This window comes from Citrobacter sp. Cu231 (assembly GCF_030332265.1).
In the GTDB taxonomy this organism is placed as follows: domain Bacteria; phylum Pseudomonadota; class Gammaproteobacteria; order Enterobacterales; family Enterobacteriaceae; genus Citrobacter; species Citrobacter meridianamericanus.
Genome location: NZ_JAOWIE010000034.1, coordinates 394,326 through 411,469, shown reverse-complemented (window position 1 = coordinate 411,469; position 17,144 = coordinate 394,326). Strand labels below are relative to the sequence as shown.

Sequence of the window (17,144 nt, the reverse complement as noted above, 5' to 3'; positions counted from 1 at the left end):
AACATCACGAAGCGGCAACCACTTCATAGGAGTGGGTAATGTTCACCGCCTTTTCCAGCATCAGCGCCACGGAGCAATATTTTTCCGCCGAAAGATCGACCGCGCGAGCGACGGACGCATCTTTCAGATCGTTACCCGTTACAACGAAATGCAGGTTGATGTGGGTAAACAGGCGTGGCGCTTCATCACGACGCTCGGAGGTCAGCTTCACTTCGCAGTTGGTCACATCCTGACGACCCTTTTGCAGGATCGACACCACATCAATTGCGCTGCAACCGCCCGCAGCCATTAAGACCATTTCCATCGGGCTCGGCGCTTTATCACCGGAGTTACCGTCCATCAAAATCTGGTGGCCAGAGGCGGACTCACCGAGGAAGGTTAACCCTTCAACCCACTTAACACGTGCTTGCATATTTTATTACTCCGATGCATCAATTTTCCTGACAGATTACGCGCACACAACAAATCTCGCAACGGAAGGCGACCTGCGTCATGCTGAAGCGAGACACCAGGAGACACACGGCGAAAGCTATGCTAAAACAGTCAGGATGCTACAGTAATACATTGACGTACTGCATGTATGCAGAGGACATCACATTACAGGCCGTCGCACGTATTGACAGCCCCCTTCCCAGGTAGCGGGAAGCACATTTTTGCAAACCCAGAGGCAGGTAGTATTTTGGCTCTGGAGACAGCTTATAACAGAGGATAACCGCGCATGGTGCTTGGCAAACCGCAAACAGACCCGACTCTCGAATGGTTCTTGTCTCATTGCCATATTCATAAGTACCCATCGAAGAGCACGCTGATTCACCAGGGTGAAAAAGCGGAAACGTTGTACTACATCGTTAAAGGCTCAGTGGCAGTGCTGATCAAAGATGAAGAAGGGAAAGAAATGATCCTTTCTTATCTGAATCAGGGCGATTTTATTGGTGAATTAGGCCTCTTCGAAGAAGGTCAGGAACGCAGCGCCTGGGTCCGTGCTAAAACTGCATGTGAAGTCGCTGAAATTTCGTACAAAAAATTTCGCCAATTAATCCAGGTCAATCCAGATATTCTGATGCGCCTGTCCTCTCAGATGGCTCGCCGTCTGCAGGTCACGTCTGAAAAAGTTGGCAACCTTGCCTTCCTCGACGTTACCGGTCGTATCGCGCAGACTCTGCTGAATCTGGCGAAACAGCCTGACGCGATGACCCACCCGGACGGCATGCAGATTAAAATCACCCGCCAGGAAATCGGCCAGATCGTTGGCTGTTCCCGTGAGACCGTTGGTCGTATTCTGAAGATGCTGGAAGATCAGAATCTGATCTCCGCACACGGTAAGACCATCGTCGTCTACGGCACACGTTAACCCCATCGAAGTGGCGCGTTACCCCGTAATGCGCCACTTTTGTTTGCACCGATGTGGCGAAGACTGATATATCACCCTGAGATCAACTACGCACTACGACAGACGCTGGTGCTATGTTTACCTGTGGCCGTCGGTCTGATCATCGGGCAGCTTCATCTGGGGCTCCTCTTCTCCCTCGTCCCTGCCTGCTGCAATATTGCCGGTCTTGATACCCCGCATAAGCGCTTTTTCAAACGCTTAGTGATTGGTGCGTCTTTGTTTGCCGGATGCAGTCTGATCATGCAGATACTGCTGGCACAGACTATACCGCTGCCGCTGATCCTCACTGGCCTGACGCTGATTCTTGGTGTAACCGCTGAATTAGGCCCTCTGCATGCACGACTACTACCTGCCTCGCTTATCGCGGCAATTTTCACGCTCAGCCTGGCCGGGAACATGCCCGTCTGGGAGCCACTGCTGATCTACGCGTTGGGTACATTGTGGTACGGCCTGTTCAACTGGTTCTGGTTCTGGATGTGGCGTGAGCAGCCGCTGCGTGAGTCGCTCAGCTTGTTGTATCGTGAATTAGCCGATTACTGTGAGGCCAAATACAGCCTCCTGACTCAGCATGCCGATCCGGAAAAAGCGCTACCCCCCCTGCTTGTGCGCCAACAAAAAGCGGTAGATTTGATTACCCAGTGCTATCAGCAAATGCATATGCTGTCGGCACATCGCAACAACGATTATAAGCGCCTGCTACGTGCCTTTCAGGAGGCGCTCGATTTACAGGAACATATTTCCGTCAGCCTCCACCAGCCGGAAGAGGTGCAAAAGCTGGTCGAACGTAGCCACGCCGAACAGGTGATCCGCTGGAACGCGCGCACCGTCGCCGAACGCCTTCGCGTTCTGGCCGATGACATTTTGTATCACCGCTTGCCAACACGTTTTTCAATGGATAAACAAATTGGCACGCTGGAGAAAATTGCCAACCAACATCCGGACAATCCGGTAGGACAATTTTGTTACTGGCACTTCAGCCGTATTGCCCGCGTGCTACGCACCCAGCGCCCACTGTATGCCCGGGATTTAATGGCTGACAAGCAGCGTCGGCTGCCGCTGATCCCTGCCCTGAAAAGCTATCTGTCGTTGAAATCCCCGGCGCTGCGTAATGCCGGACGCATCAGCGTCATGTTGAGCATTGCCAGCCTGATGGGCAGCGCCTTACACCTGCCAAAACCCTATTGGATTTTGATGACAATCCTGTTCGTCACGCAAAATGGCTACGGGGCGACCCGGGTACGTATTTTACACCGTTCAGTAGGGACGCTCGTTGGCCTGGTGATCGCTGGCGTCACACTGCACTTTCATATTCAGGAGAGTTACACGCTGGCAGGCATGCTGCTGATAACCCTGGTGAGTTATCTGACCATCCGTAAAAACTACGGCTGGGCTACCGTCGGCTTTACGGTCACCGCGGTATACACCCTGCAGTTGCTGACACTGAACGGGGAACAGTTTATCGTGCCGCGGTTTATCGATACGGTCACTGGTTGCCTAATCGCCTTTGGCGGGATGCTCTGGCTATGGCCGCAGTGGCAGAGCGGCCTGCTGCGTAAAAACGCCCACGATGCGTTAGAAGCCGATCAGGAAGCCATCCGCCTGATCCTTAGCAACGATCCGCAGGCCACACCGCTGGCGTATCAACGCATGCGGGTCAACCAGGCGCATAACACGTTGTTCAACTCACTTAACCAGGCGATGCAGGAGCCAGGATTCAACTCGCACTATCTGGCGGACATGAAACTGTGGGTTACGCATAGCCAGTTCATCGTCGAACACATCAACGCGATGACCACGCTGGCAAGGGAACATACGATGCTGACGCCGGATTTGGCGCAGCGGTATCTGGAGTCCTGTGAAATTGCGATCCAGCGCTGTCAGCAACGGCTGGAATATGACGGCCCAGGAAGCTCCGGCGATGTAAATATTCTCGAGGCGCCAGAGATGCTGTCCCACGGGCCTTTAAGTACCCTTGAGCAGCATCTACAGCGGATATTAGGGCATCTGAACACCATGCATACCATTTCGTCGGTAGCATGGCGTCAGCGACCGCATCACGGGATCTGGCTGAGCCGCCGGTTGCGGGATATGAAGGGTTAAGATCGACTGCCAGATGCGCTACGCTTATCCGGCCTAAGATCGTCAAGCCACCACTTTCGCCACGGCCTGCGCGAAGCGCTGCATCCCTTCATCGATATCGGTCTGCTCCACCACCAGCGACGGCGCGAAACGCATCACGTCCGGTCCGGCGTTCAGTACCATCACGCCTTCATTCGCCGCGGCGTACAAGAAATCACGCGCCCGGCCTTTAAACTGCGGCTTCAGTTCGGCGCCAATCAGCAGTCCCATACCGCGAATGTCGCTGAAAATGTCAAACTGCTGGTCAATTTTCTGCAAATGCTGAACAAACGCCTGGCGTTTGGCCTGAATACCTTCCAGCACTTCCGGCGTGTTGATGATATCAAACGCAGCTCCCGCAACCGCACAGGCCAGCGGATTACCGCCATAAGTGGAACCATGCGAGCCCACGTGGAACGCCGAGGCAATCTCCTGGGTAGTCAGTACCGCACTCACCGGGAAGCCGCCGCCGAGCGCCTTGGCACTGGTCAGGATATCCGGCGTCACGCCGTAGTGCATATAGGCAAACAGTGAGCCAGTACGCCCCATCCCGCTCTGTACTTCATCAAATACCAACAGCGCCTGGTGCTGATCACAGAGCTCACGCAAGCCTTGCAGGAATGCCGGCGTTGCCGCAGTAACGCCACCCTCGCCCTGAATAGGCTCGATCACCACCGCGCAGGTGTGATCGTCCATCACCGCTTTGACCGCATGCAGATCGTTAAACGGGACATGGATGATATCTGCCGGTTTGGGTCCAAAGCCGTCGGAATATTTCGGTTGCCCGCCAACGGATACGGTAAACAGCGAACGACCGTGAAACGCGTTGTGGAAGGCAATAATCTTGGTTTTGAACGGGCTATGGCGCACGCAGGCATAGTGGCGCGCCAGCTTAAAGGCGGTTTCGTTAGCTTCGGTACCGGAGTTCATGAACAGTACGCGCTCGGCGAAGGTCGCATCAATGAGTTTACGACCTAAGCGTAACGCCGGTTCGTTGGTGAAAACATTGCTGGTATGCCACAGGGTTTCGCCCTGGGTGGTTAACGCCTCAACCAGCGCCGGATGGCAATGCCCTAACGCGGTAACTGCAATACCGCCTGCGAAATCAACATACTCTTTACCCTGTTGATCCCACACTCGACTCCCTTTCCCTTTTACCGGGATAAACTCAGCCGGTGCATAAATCGGCAGAATCACTTCATCGAATGTCGCGCGTGTAATTGCAGTTTGTTCAGTTGCCATGTCATTACCACCCTGTTAAGCAGAAATGCTAGTGAAATTATAATCACAAAATATGAATAAAAAATCACTGAATAGCAACCACAAATCACCGGTTGAGAAAATTAGCCAGCAGCTGATGCCCCTGTTCGCTGAGAATGCTCTCCGGGTGAAACTGCACCCCCTCCATATCCCACTCCCGGTGACGAATACCCATGATCTCCTGCGTTTCACTCCAGGCGGTCACCTCAAAGCAGTCAGGAAGGGTTTCGGGAGCGACCACCAGAGAATGGTAGCGCGTTACCGTTAATGGATTGGCGAGTCCCTGAAAAACACCCTGCTCGTTATGCGAAATAGGCGACGTTTTACCGTGCATCACTCTAGCCGCCCGCACCACGGTCGCGCCAAAGGCCTGCGCCATCGCCTGGTGCCCCAGACAAACCCCCAGCAGAGGGATCTTCCCCGCGAAATAGCGAATAACATCCAGCGAAATACCGGCGTCATCCGGCGTACAAGGTCCCGGGGAAATGACGATTTTTTGCGGATTCAGCGCATCGATTTGCGACAGCGTCAGCTCGTCGTTGCGCCTGACAAGGACATCAGCCCCCAGTTCACAGAAGTATTGATACAGGTTCCAGGTAAATGAATCATAGTTATCGATAAGCAGAATCATGGCGGCTCCGGTACATAAGAACCGCGCTATTCTACTCAGTTTCCGGGACTACGCTTACCACTTTACGAAATATCACCCGCAGCGCAGACAGGTCGCCCATCGCCCCGCCCTGATTAGCCCGGTTCCATTCTTCAACCTGGATGCCATCCCAGCTCAACATATACCCGGCATGAATCGCTAACTGTTCAAAGAAAATACGCTGCGCCAGACCGCTGCCAATACGAAACGGATGCAGTACGTTGATTTCACAATAGTAGTGCGCAAGTCGGTCGACAAACTTGTCTTCCGATAACCCCACCAGCCAGGACTCGTCTTCCAGGTCCTGCATCAGCGCATTGCCCTCTTTCTCGATATAAGCGAAATGGCAAAAGCGGGTATCACCCTGGTAAATATCGACTTCTCGCAGATGTCCCGCCCAGTCAAAAATATCCTGATAGAGTTGGCGATGAATAGCGCACAGATGCGGCAAACCCCGTTTAAGCGGGCCCAATTCGATAGTGGCTGCGCGCAGCGCCGTCAACTCATAAGCGGCCTGCGCCAGACGCTGCGCCTGGTGAATACCCAGGCGGTTACGCATGACATTCAGGCCCGGATACAAGTAGGGGTCACGTCCATCACCGAATTTATCGCTCATAGTGCCTCCTCAACGCTTCAAGACGCGCCAGCGCGTCTTCAGCGCTCAGGGTAACCTGTGGAATATCCACGCCTTCCAGCCGCCGACTGGCCTGGAAATTGGCGTTTCGCCGTTGTTCCCAGACCCTGGACTTTTGTTTATCGGTGAGTTTTTTCACGTGACCTCCCTGAATGAGCCGACACTTGCCACAAGTATAAGCAGCAATTTCGGGTTACGCAGAGAAGCGAGAGAACGCGGGCAAGCATTGCCCGCGCAAAATACGATTACGGCAGGACTTTGGCAGACAGGATAACAATCGGTTTTGACGGAACATTCTGGTAAGGACCCACATCATGGGTCTGAACCTGAGAGATCTTATCCGCGACATCCATCCCTTTCACAACTTTACCGAAAACAGCGTAGCCAAAGTCGCGCTGGCCGTGATCGAGGAAAGCGTTGTCTGCAATGTTGATAAAGAACTGGCTGGTCGCGCTGTCTTTATCCGCAGTACGCGCCATGGCAATCGTGCCACGGGTGTTACGCAGTCCGTTATCGGCTTCATTCTTGATTGGCGGGTTAGGTTTCTTCTGCTGCATCTGCTCGGTAAAACCACCGCCCTGCACCATAAAACCAGGGATCACACGGTGGAACGTGGTGTTGTTATAGAAACCACTGTTGACATAATCGACAAAGTTTTGCACTGAAACCGGGGCTTTCTGACTGTTCAGCTCCAGCTCAATGTTACCGGCAGAAGTTGTCAGCAGGACATGCGGGTCCCCTTTTGCTGCCAGTGCTGCGGGAGAGAGAGCAGAAAGAGCGAGAACAGCTGCAACAGCCGCCAGAGTCGATTTGAGCATGAGAATTCCTTAACAAGAGCAGAAATGAAGCAAGTGAATTGATTCTAAAGAGCCTTCAAGGACAAGGCCATCCCTTTACCTAATTTTACGTACCTGAAACAAATGTAACCTTACTGCCGCATCACTCAATGTGATTTAGATCACATACAAAAATGTAATAAATAAAGTCATTACCAATAAATATTTAAATACATCACAAAAGCGCCTAAAATCTGCCCGCTCACGGCGCAGTCAATGCGCCTTACACTTCTATACAGGCCAGTCATGACTAACAGCAATCGCATCAAGCTCACATGGATTAGCTTTCTCTCCTACGCCCTGACAGGTGCGTTGGTAATTGTCACCGGGATGGTGATGGGAAACATCGCAGACTATTTCCATTTGCCCGTTTCCAGTATGAGTAATACCTTCACCTTCCTGAATGCAGGCATTCTGATCTCTATCTTTCTGAATGCATGGTTGATGGAAATTGTGCCACTGAAAACTCAGTTGCGCTTTGGCTTTATCCTGATGGTCCTGGCTGTCGCCGGACTGATGCTCAGCCATAGCCTGGCCTTGTTCTCTGCTGCCATGTTTGTACTGGGTGTGGTGAGTGGTATCACCATGTCGATTGGTACATTCCTGGTGACCCAGATGTACGAAGGTCGCCAGCGCGGTTCCCGCCTGCTGTTTACTGACTCATTCTTCAGCATGGCGGGGATGATTTTCCCGATGGTAGCAGCGTATCTGTTAGCACGCAGTATTGAATGGTATTGGGTCTATGCCTGCATCGGCCTGGTCTACGTCGCCATTTTCCTGCTGACCTTTGGCTGCGAATTCCCGGCGCTGGGTAAACACGCGCAGCAACCGGACGCCCCGGTAGTGAAAGAAAAATGGGGTATTGGCGTGCTGTTCCTGGCGATCGCCGCGCTGTGCTACATCCTCGGTCAGTTGGGCTTTATCTCCTGGGTACCAGAATACGCCAAAAGTCTGGGAATGAGCCTGAACGATGCGGGTAAACTGGTCAGCGATTTCTGGATGTCTTACATGGTTGGTATGTGGGCATTTAGCTTTATCCTGCGATTCTTCGATCTGCAGCGCATCCTGACTGTACTGGCAGGTCTGGCCACCGTACTGATGTATCTGTTCATCACCGGTGCGCCGGAACATATGCCGTGGTTCATCCTGACGCTGGGCTTCTTCTCCAGCGCGATTTATACCACCATTATTACCCTCGGCTCACAGCAGACGAAGGTCGCCTCACCAAAACTGGTTAACTTCGTTCTGACCTGTGGCACCATCGGTACAATGCTCACCTTCGTGGTCACCGGTCCTATTGTGGCGCACAGCGGCCCGCTGGCGGCATTGCAGACGGCTAACGGTTTGTATGCTGTTGTATTCGTGATGTGCTTTATTCTTGGGTTCGTCACGCGTCATCGCCAGCATAACGCGCCAGTCACGCATTAATCTCAACGCCGGATAGTATCTGCGCTGTCCGGCACATTCTCGCCCCCTCTTCCTTTCGCTGGTCATGTAGGCCAACTCTTACAAAAACCCTTTAATTTGTATGCTTTTTATACAAACACGAAAAGCCAGTTAATTCCGTAACTTATAAAAATGCAGTTAAATCAGCCATATACCTCTTAAGGAGTATATAAAGGTGAATTTGATTTGCATCAATAAGCGGGGTTGCTGAATCGTTAAGGTAGGCGGTAATAGAAAAGAAATCGAGGCAAAAATGAGCAAAGTCAGACTCGCTATTATCGGTAATGGTATGGTCGGCCATCGCTTTATTGAGGATCTTCTTGATAAATCCGACGCTGCCAATTTTGATATTACCGTCTTCTGTGAAGAACCCCGCAAAGCGTACGACCGTGTACACCTGTCTTCCTACTTCTCCCACCACACCGCCGAAGAGCTTTCTCTGGTGCGTGAAGGATTCTACGAGAAGCACGCCGTTAAGGTGTTAGTGGGCGAGCGCGCAATTACTATCAACCGCCAGGAGAAGGTGATCCACTCCAGCGCAGGTCGTACGGTCTATTACGATAAGCTGATCATGGCAACGGGCTCTTACCCGTGGATCCCACCGATTAAAGGTTCGGAAACCCAGGACTGTTTCGTTTACCGGACCATTGAAGACCTCAACGCTATTGAGTCTTGCGCGCGTCGTAGTAAGCGCGGCGCCGTCGTCGGTGGTGGCCTGCTGGGTCTGGAAGCCGCTGGCGCTCTGAAAAACCTCGGCGTTGAAACTCACGTCATTGAATTCGCACCGATGCTGATGGCTGAACAGCTGGATCATATGGGTGGCGAGCAGTTACGTCGCAAAATTGAAAGCATGGGCGTGCGTGTGCACACCAGCAAAAATACCAAAGAGATCGTTCAGGAAGGCACCGAAGCACGCAAAACCATGCGTTTTGCCGACGGTAGCGAACTGGAAGTTGATTTCATCGTCTTCTCCACCGGTATTCGCCCACGCGACAAACTGGCGACTCAGTGCGGCCTGGACGTCGCGCCGCGCGGCGGGATCGTGATTAACGATTCTTGCCAGACCTCTGACCCGGATATCTACGCCATCGGCGAATGCGCCAGCTGGAACAACCGCGTGTATGGTCTGGTGGCCCCAGGCTACAAAATGGCGCAGGTTGCCGTTGACCATATTCTCGAAACCGAAAACGCCTTTGAAGGCGCGGATCTGAGCGCCAAACTGAAGCTCCTCGGCGTAGATGTTGGCGGGATTGGCGATGCGCATGCGCGCACGCCGGGCGCCCGTAGCTACGTCTATCTCGACGAAAGCAAAGAAGTCTACAAACGCCTCATCGTTAGCGAAGATAACAAAACCCTGCTCGGCGCGGTTCTGGTGGGCGACACCAGCGATTACGGCAATTTGCTGCAACTGGTGCTGAACGCCATCGAACTGCCAGAAAATCCGGATTCACTGATTCTGCCAGCACACGCAGGCAGTGGTAAGCCGTCTATCGGCGTGGATAAACTGCCGGACAGCGCGCAGATTTGCTCCTGCTTTGATGTCACTAAAGGCATGCTGGTTGCCGCTATCAACAAAGGCTGCCACACCGTGGCGGCGCTTAAAGCAGAAACCAAAGCCGGTACCGGCTGCGGCGGGTGTATCCCGCTGGTAACGCAGGTTCTGAACGCCGAACTGGCGAAACAGGGGATCGAAGTTAACAACAATCTGTGTGAGCATTTCCCGTACTCACGTCAGGAACTGTTCCATCTGATCCGTGTAGAAGGTATTAAAACCTTCGAAGAACTGCTGGCAAAACACGGGAAAGGCTACGGCTGTGAAGTGTGCAAACCGACCGTAGGTTCCCTGCTGGCGTCCTGCTGGAATGAGTACATCCTCAAACCACAGCACACACCGCTGCAGGACACCAACGACAACTTCCTGGCAAACATCCAGAAAGACGGTACCTACTCCGTGATCCCGCGCTCTGCGGGCGGTGAAATTACCCCGGAAGGCCTGGTTGCCGTGGGTCGTATCGCGCGTAAATTTAACCTGTACACCAAAATCACCGGTTCTCAGCGTATCGGCCTGTTCGGCGCGCAGAAAGATGACCTGCCGGAAATCTGGCGCCAGCTGATTGAAGCGGGCTTTGAAACCGGCCATGCGTACGCCAAAGCACTGCGTATGGCGAAAACCTGCGTCGGTAGCACCTGGTGTCGTTATGGCGTCGGCGATAGCGTCGGCTTCGGCGTGGAACTGGAAAATCGCTACAAAGGTATTCGTACCCCGCACAAAATGAAATTCGGCGTCTCCGGCTGTACCCGCGAATGTGCGGAAGCTCAGGGCAAAGACGTGGGTATTATCGCCACTGAGAAAGGCTGGAATCTGTACGTTTGCGGTAACGGTGGGATGAAACCTCGCCATGCGGATCTGCTGGCAGCGGATATCGATCGCGAAACGCTGCTCAAGTACCTTGACCGTTTCATGATGTTCTATATCCGTACCGCCGATAAACTGACCCGTACCGCGCCATGGTTAGACAATCTGGAAGGCGGTATCGAGTATCTGAAATCAGTCATCATCGACGACAAACTGGGTCTGAACCAGCACCTGGAAGAAGAGATGGCCCGTCTGCGTGAGGCGGTGGTCTGCGAGTGGACGGAGACTGTTAACACCCCATCCGCACAGGTTCGCTTCAAACACTTTATCAACAGCGATCAACGCGATCCGAATGTCCAGGTTGTGCCTGAACGTGAACAACATCGTCCGGCCACGCCATACGAGCGTATCCCGGTCACTCTGGTGGAGGAAAACGCATGAGCCAGTGGAAAAACATCTGCAAAATCGATGACATTCTGCCTGCAACAGGCGTCTGCGCCCTGTTAGGTAGCGAGCAGGTTGCGATTTTCCGCCCATATCACAGCGACCAGGTGTATGCGATCAGCAACATTGACCCGTTTTTTGAGTCGAGCGTGTTGTCTCGTGGGCTGATTGCGGAGCATCAGGGCGAATTGTGGGTCGCCAGCCCGCTGAAAAAACAGCGCTTTCGTTTAAGCGACGGACTGTGCATGGAAGACGAACAGTTCTCCGTGAAACATTACGAAGCCCGCGTGAAAGACGGCACGGTACAACTGCGCGGTTAATTAATTTTTGGGAGGCGCAACGCCTCCCCTTTTTTGTATTTTTTTCATTGTAATTGTTATCACCAAATCATTTGTGCTGCATCGCGGCAGCAACTGAGCAACCCCCCAGGAGCATAGTTCACTATGTGACTGGGGTGAGCGAGGGCAGCCAACAAAGAGGCAGTGCAAAGGATGAAGTGAGAAAAGGATAATCAAATGTTTACTGACACTATCAATAAGTGTGCGGCCAATGCTGCGCGCATCGCACGCCTGTCGGCTAATAACCCACTCGGATTCTGGGTCAGCTCCGCCATGGCAGGAGCCTATGTTGGCCTTGGCATCATCCTTATTTTTACGCTCGGTAATCTGCTTGACCCGTCTGTGCGTCCGCTGGTGATGGGTGCAACCTTTGGTATTGCATTGACGTTGGTGATTATTGCCGGTTCCGAACTGTTCACAGGCCATACAATGTTCCTGACACTTGGCGTAAAAGCGGGCACCATCAGCCACGGTCAGATGTGGGCCATTTTGCCGCAAACCTGGCTGGGAAATCTGGTGGGTTCCGTGTTTGTCGCCCTGCTGTACAGTTGGGGTGGCGGTAGCCTGCTGCCGGTCGATACCAGCATTGTACATACGGTTGCACTGGCAAAAGCCACCGCGCCTGCAACGGTGCTTTTCTTTAAAGGCGCACTGTGTAACTGGTTGGTTTGTCTGGCTATCTGGATGGCAATCCGTACCGAAGGTACAGCAAAGTTCCTCGCAATCTGGTGGTGTTTGCTGGCATTTATCGCTTCCGGCTATGAGCACTCGGTTGCCAACATGACACTGTTTGCCCTCTCCTGGTTCGGTCATCACAGCGAGGCGTATACCTTGTCAGGAATTGGTCATAACTTGCTGTGGGTGACACTCGGTAATACTTTGTCCGGTGTCGTATTCATGGGATTGGGTTATTGGTATGCTACGCCAAAATCGGAGCGTCCGGCTCCGGCAAAAATCAACCAGCCAGAGGCGGCTGCTAATAATTAATTAAGGGGTAATGTCGTGGACCATTTGCCTATATTTTGTCAACTACGTGACCGCGACTGCCTGATCGTCGGCGGTGGTGATGTCGCAGAACGCAAAGCGCGGTTACTGCTGGAAGCGGGCGCCCGTTTAACGGTTAATGCGCTGGCGTTTATTCCGCAGTTTACCGTATGGGCAGATGAAGGCATGCTGACGCTGGTTGAGGGACCGTTCGATGAGTCCCTGCTCGACACCTGCTGGCTGGCTATTGCCGCCACCGATGACGACGCCGTCAACCAAAGCGTCAGTACTGCTGCGGAGTCACGCCGCATCTTCTGTAACGTGGTCGATGCGCCAAAAGCAGCCAGTTTTATCATGCCCTCCATTATCGATCGCTCGCCGCTGATGGTGGCGGTTTCCTCCGGCGGTACATCGCCGGTGCTTGCCCGTCTGCTGCGTGAAAGACTCGAATCCTTACTGCCTCAGCATCTGGGTCAGGTCGCGCAGTATGCAGGCAAGTTGCGTTCCCGGGTGAAAAAACAATTTGCCAGTATGGGTGAACGTCGCCGCTTCTGGGAAAAATTGTTCGTTAATGACCGACTGGCACAGTCGCTGGCGAACAGCGATCAGAAGGCCGTCGAGGAAACCACCGAGCAGTTGCTCAGCGAACCGCTGGACCATCGTGGTGAAGTGGTGCTGGTTGGCGCCGGTCCTGGCGATGCCGGGCTATTGACACTGAAAGGGTTACAGCAGATCCAGCAAGCGGATGTCGTGGTTTATGACCGTCTGGTTTCCGACGACATCATGAATCTCGTACGCCGCGATGCTGACCGGGTGTTTGTCGGTAAACGCGCGGGCTACCACTGCGTCCCGCAGGACGAGATTAACCAGATCCTGCTGCGTGAGGCGCAACAGGGCAAACGCGTCGTGCGACTGAAAGGTGGCGACCCGTTCATCTTTGGCCGCGGCGGTGAAGAGCTGGAAACCTTGTGCCACGCCGGTATTCCATTCTCCGTTGTGCCAGGGATTACCGCAGCATCCGGTTGTTCTGCCTATTCCGGCATTCCGCTGACCCATCGTGATTACGCCCAGAGTGTACGTCTGGTCACCGGACACCTGAAAACCGGCGGAGAACTGGACTGGGAAAACCTGGCGGCCGAGAAACAGACGCTGGTGTTCTATATGGGACTGAACCAGGCCGCAACCATCCAGGAAAAATTGATCGAGTTTGGCATGCAGCCTGATATGACCGTCGCGCTGGTAGAAAACGGGACTTCCGTGAAGCAACGCGTCGTCAACGGGGTACTGACGCAGCTCGGTGAGCTGGCACAACAGGTTGAAAGTCCGGCGCTGATTATTGTCGGTCGCGTGGTTGGACTGCGTGATAAACTCAACTGGTTCTCAAACCATTAATTGAACGTTAAATAGATGCCCTTAATATCAGGGCATCTATTTATGATTCATAAGAATCAATATTTAATCTACACAATATATCATTCATAGCATTCATCATTTCATTAATTACAGATACATTTCATAGTATTTTAATCCATTAAAAATATATTCCACACAAACATTACTATGTCCTTATTCGGACTATTTAAAATTTTCCTTAGTTGATATCTTAATCGACGAGAAATGGATTTCATCCATTTAAAAAACAGATATCTTACAAGGATTTTATCATGCTTAAATTTGCAAAAATCACCATCGTGGCAGGTGTACTGGCTACGCTGACTGCATGTACTGGTCATATCGAAAACAAAAAAAATAACTGTAGCTACGATTACTTACTGCATCCGGCTATTTCAATTTCTAAAATTATTGGTGGTTGCGGCCCGGCTGCAGATCAGTAATAGAAGCGATTGCGCAGATACAAAAAAACCGGGAACTCCCCGGTTTTTCCATTTATAGATTAGATACTCATTCACACATCATCGCATTCACGCTCTCGCGCAAAATACGTAGTACGGTCTCTTCTCCACTGCGATTTGGATTAATGCGAATCGCATAATCACCCAACGACGGATTTGCTTCACGAAATGTCCCGGAAAGGCGATAGAACAGCGGCGGGATCTCATACTTCGACTCCGCTCCCACCGGGTACGGTAGCGCGCCTCTTTCTTGCGCCACCTTCAGCACGCGGGCGGCAATCGGCTGGTGAAACTCCACGATCAGTACCTTCGACTGGGCATTGGCAATAACAGCCTGTTTCACCTCGGGTAGCACTCCGCTATTGAGCATCGTTAGCAGCCGTTCAGTTACCCCAGCCTGTACCGCATGCATTACAGGGGCGAAAACCAGGCCACGCAGCACTTCCAGTGCTTGCCCCCCCTGGATCTGGCTGCCACCGGAATAGAGGCTGGTACGGATTTTAGCGATAATCTCCGCCTTGCCGACAACCGCCCCTACGCCTTCCGGACCGAAGAGCTTAAAGCAGGAAAAGGTGGACAGCGTCGCCCCTCGTTCACAACCAATTCCGTCTACTTTCATCACCGCGTAGTTATCATCGGTTAACGTCGGTACGCCGCATTGCGTTATTTCCGCCAACACATCCGCTAAAACGTAACGGTCCTGCGGTTGCTGCCGCGTATGCTGTACCAGCGCGGCGTCAGGGCGATACTGCGTAATAGCCCGCATGATTGCCGAGGGGCAGTTGAAATCAGCCCTGACCTGGGTGATGCCCATCTGCTCGATGATCACCTGTGTTGTCGGATACACAGGCGCGTCGTGAACCAGCAGTCGCTGCCCAGGTTTGAGGAGTGCAGCCAGCCCAGCGCGAATAGCCCCGGTGCCTGCGCCCTGGACCAGGGCAGCGGCCTCAGCATGAAAAGCCTCGGCCAACACCTTTTCCACACGCTGCGTGACCCGGGGCTGATTCAGCCCCGGAGCCAGTCCCAAATCTCCGCCGGACAGAAAATCAGCACCCGGAAAGTGACGGCAGCTCACATCCACCAACGCAAACTGCTTCTGCTGTGCCTGCGCAATCGTCAGGCTTTGCAGAGGGAACGTCTTCATGTTTTACACCTCCTCAGGCCGGAACAAACAGACCAAACCAGTAGAGAATATTCAGCACAATACCGGTGATCATTACTGCCACGACCGGGGCTGCCATCTTCTGAACCGGACGCCCTATCGATTCGTTGAGGAAGTAGATCGCCACCGCAATCGAGAAACCGGTGTAGCCAGCCATCTTGATGGCGGCAAAAATCGAGCCTACCAACAGCGCCATTTCCATCAGCATATTCATCGCATTACGAATATTGTCCGACGCGTTACGCACTGATGGATAACGCCCCAGCCATTTGCCAATTGAGCGTAGCAGCAGCACTTCTGCGGAAATCACGATAGCGCCAAGGATTGCCGCTATCCACGGGTTCGGAGCCAGATAGCCAACGGAATAAACAAAGGTGAAGCCCGCTACCGCGTATACACCGGTTGCCAGCGCGGTGGTGGCAATCAACGGCACAAAACCCAACCCACGCATAAATTCTGCCAGCGCCGCCTGGTTAACCAGCGTCTGCGATTGCTCCGGCGTAATCCCCGCCGAATAGGCTTTTTCCAGCGTAAAAATTGAAACTTCGCTACCAGCGAAAATCTTCATACTGGCGACGGCGGCAATCAGTGCACCGACAATCGCGATGTACGGCAGGTTTTTAATAATCCGCGAGGTTCGTTCTTCAAAGACCGATAGCCCGCTGCCATCCATCTCTTCATCGCCACGGTGGCGAATATCATGCGTAATGGCAATCACCAGCAGCATCATCATCCCCACAAAAATCTCAATCGATTCCGGGTTCAGATGCGGGAAGTAACGCACCACCACGACGCGGGTCATCAGCACCACCACCGCCGCGATAATGCTGTGTTTCCAGCCAAACTGGTAGAAAATCGCGACCAGCGGGAAAAGTGCGAATGCGGAAACGACCGGAGAACTCAGCTCGCCAAGGCTACCCAGTACATCAACCGGCAACGCTGTGAGCAGATGGTTCACCGGCAGCAGGCAGGTCAGAATCAGTACGCCCCAGATAGCACCCAGACCGAACGCCAACAGGCTGTTCATTGCCAGCACGCCGAGAATATCCGTCGGCAGGAACAGCAGCCAGGCGTTAAGTAAACCGGTTTTCAGAGTAAAGGAGATCCCAACCGATGCGACAAAGCCAATGCTCAGACCAAACGCGATACTTCCCGCCTCGCGGCGATTCATGTACCCCTCGATCAGCTGCGGCAGAATCGGACGGATGCCGTCATGAAAGACAGCCGCCGAACGATGCGCCAGAAGTGACGTCATGCCGGTCAGGCAGGCCACCACCACAATCTGAATATACAGATCCATAGTCATGCCTTTTATTTCAGATGGTTAACCAGCATCGGAATCGCATGTTCAACATGTTCGACGGAGAGACCAAATGCCACTTTCCCTTCCGCGACCATTTTTGCGATCTGTTCGTCTTTCGCCTTAATACCCGGCTTGGCGATAGTGCAGCTTTTGTTGTAGCCAATCACCGCGATGGCAATCGACAGCGCAGCCCCCGCGCCGGTGTTACACGCACCGATGTAGTAATCCAACTGTCCGGATTTCACCTTCATTGCCGCCTCCATATCGTTATGAATGGAGACTTCAAAACAGCCCGGAGCGGCAGTTTCGATAGTTTTTTTAATCTGCTCACGCTGTAAGCCAGCAACGCCAATCTTTTTCATGATTCTGTC

17 protein-coding genes are annotated in these 17,144 nt (G+C 53.0%); 8 read left to right on the top strand and 9 right to left on the bottom strand.

What is annotated here, in order from left to right; genetic code table 11:
* Window positions 1–4: 4 nt before the first annotated feature.
* Complete coding sequence (locus OGY15_RS12805) at window positions 5–412, bottom strand: OsmC family protein (protein WP_151216828.1); 408 nt, start codon at window positions 410–412, stop codon at window positions 5–7.
* A 306-nt stretch (window positions 413–718) separates the two neighbouring features.
* Between OGY15_RS12805 and crp the strand changes: the two genes are divergently transcribed.
* Entirely contained in the window at window positions 719–1,351 is a 633-nt protein-coding gene (gene crp / locus OGY15_RS12800) for a cAMP-activated global transcriptional regulator CRP (protein WP_000242758.1), read from the top strand.
* A 51-nt stretch (window positions 1,352–1,402) separates the two neighbouring features.
* On the top strand, window positions 1,403–3,490 hold the full coding sequence (locus OGY15_RS12795) for a YccS/YhfK family putative transporter (RefSeq protein WP_286539498.1): 2,088 nt from the start codon (window positions 1,403–1,405) through the stop codon (window positions 3,488–3,490).
* Between the two features lie 42 nt (window positions 3,491–3,532).
* Here the strand turns inward: OGY15_RS12795 and argD are convergent, their stop codons facing one another.
* The 5 genes from argD to ppiA all read right to left on the bottom strand — a co-directional run bounded on the left by argD (window position 3,533) and on the right by ppiA (window position 6,869).
* Window positions 3,533–4,750 (bottom strand): bifunctional acetylornithine/succinyldiaminopimelate transaminase, encoded by a 1,218-nt coding sequence (gene argD, locus OGY15_RS12790; protein WP_286539458.1) that lies wholly within the window; start codon window positions 4,748–4,750, stop codon window positions 3,533–3,535.
* Between the two features lie 85 nt (window positions 4,751–4,835).
* Window positions 4,836–5,399, bottom strand: coding sequence for an aminodeoxychorismate synthase component 2 (pabA, locus tag OGY15_RS12785; protein ID WP_286539456.1), 564 nt, complete (start codon window positions 5,397–5,399; stop codon window positions 4,836–4,838).
* A gap of 31 nt (window positions 5,400–5,430) precedes the next feature.
* Window positions 5,431–6,033 (bottom strand): putative adenosine monophosphate-protein transferase Fic, encoded by a 603-nt coding sequence (locus OGY15_RS12780; protein WP_151224118.1) that lies wholly within the window; start codon window positions 6,031–6,033, stop codon window positions 5,431–5,433.
* Entirely contained in the window at window positions 6,023–6,190 is a 168-nt protein-coding gene (ficA, locus tag OGY15_RS12775) for a FicA/YhfG family antitoxin (RefSeq protein WP_151216832.1), read from the bottom strand. Before ficA ends, OGY15_RS12780 begins: the two co-directional genes overlap by 11 nt.
* A gap of 106 nt (window positions 6,191–6,296) precedes the next feature.
* Entirely contained in the window at window positions 6,297–6,869 is a 573-nt protein-coding gene (ppiA, locus tag OGY15_RS12770; protein ID WP_003023595.1) for a peptidylprolyl isomerase A, read from the bottom strand.
* A gap of 264 nt (window positions 6,870–7,133) precedes the next feature.
* Here ppiA and tsgA point away from each other — a divergent pair, with 264 nt between their 5' ends.
* The 6 genes from tsgA to OGY15_RS12740 all read left to right on the top strand — a co-directional run bounded on the left by tsgA (window position 7,134) and on the right by OGY15_RS12740 (window position 14,290).
* Complete coding sequence (gene tsgA, locus OGY15_RS12765) at window positions 7,134–8,315, top strand: MFS transporter TsgA (protein WP_286539452.1); 1,182 nt, start codon at window positions 7,134–7,136, stop codon at window positions 8,313–8,315.
* A 271-nt stretch (window positions 8,316–8,586) separates the two neighbouring features.
* On the top strand, window positions 8,587–11,130 hold the full coding sequence (gene nirB / locus OGY15_RS12760) for an NADPH-nitrite reductase large subunit (protein WP_286539450.1): 2,544 nt from the start codon (window positions 8,587–8,589) through the stop codon (window positions 11,128–11,130).
* Entirely contained in the window at window positions 11,127–11,453 is a 327-nt protein-coding gene (gene nirD, locus OGY15_RS12755) for a nitrite reductase small subunit NirD (protein WP_151216835.1), read from the top strand. Before nirB ends, nirD begins: the two co-directional genes overlap by 4 nt.
* 195 nt (window positions 11,454–11,648) lie before the next feature.
* The gene (gene nirC / locus OGY15_RS12750) at window positions 11,649–12,458 is read left to right on the top strand and encodes a nitrite transporter NirC (RefSeq protein ID WP_187253782.1); all 810 of its coding nucleotides are present in this window, start codon (window positions 11,649–11,651) and stop codon (window positions 12,456–12,458) included.
* Window positions 12,459–12,473: 15 nt separating this feature from the next.
* Window positions 12,474–13,847, top strand: a complete 1,374-nt coding sequence (gene cysG, locus OGY15_RS12745) for a siroheme synthase CysG (protein ID WP_151216837.1) — start codon at window positions 12,474–12,476, stop codon at window positions 13,845–13,847.
* Between the two features lie 272 nt (window positions 13,848–14,119).
* Entirely contained in the window at window positions 14,120–14,290 is a 171-nt protein-coding gene (locus OGY15_RS12740) for a YhfL family protein (RefSeq protein ID WP_286539435.1), read from the top strand.
* 67 nt (window positions 14,291–14,357) lie between these two features.
* On the opposite strand, the gene OGY15_RS12735 is transcribed toward OGY15_RS12740, so the two are convergent.
* From OGY15_RS12735 to OGY15_RS12725, 3 genes are read right to left on the bottom strand one after another with little or no spacing between them, the layout of a single operon-like run.
* Entirely contained in the window at window positions 14,358–15,452 is a 1,095-nt protein-coding gene (locus OGY15_RS12735) for an aminotransferase class I/II-fold pyridoxal phosphate-dependent enzyme (RefSeq protein WP_286539434.1), read from the bottom strand.
* 13 nt (window positions 15,453–15,465) lie between these two features.
* Window positions 15,466–16,770: a YhfT family protein gene (locus OGY15_RS12730; RefSeq protein ID WP_151216839.1), complete on the bottom strand. Its 1,305-nt coding sequence runs from the start codon at window positions 16,768–16,770 to the stop codon at window positions 15,466–15,468.
* 11 nt (window positions 16,771–16,781) lie between these two features.
* Complete coding sequence (locus OGY15_RS12725; protein ID WP_187253785.1) at window positions 16,782–17,135, bottom strand: DUF2620 domain-containing protein; 354 nt, start codon at window positions 17,133–17,135, stop codon at window positions 16,782–16,784.
* Window positions 17,136–17,144 lie beyond the last annotated feature (9 nt).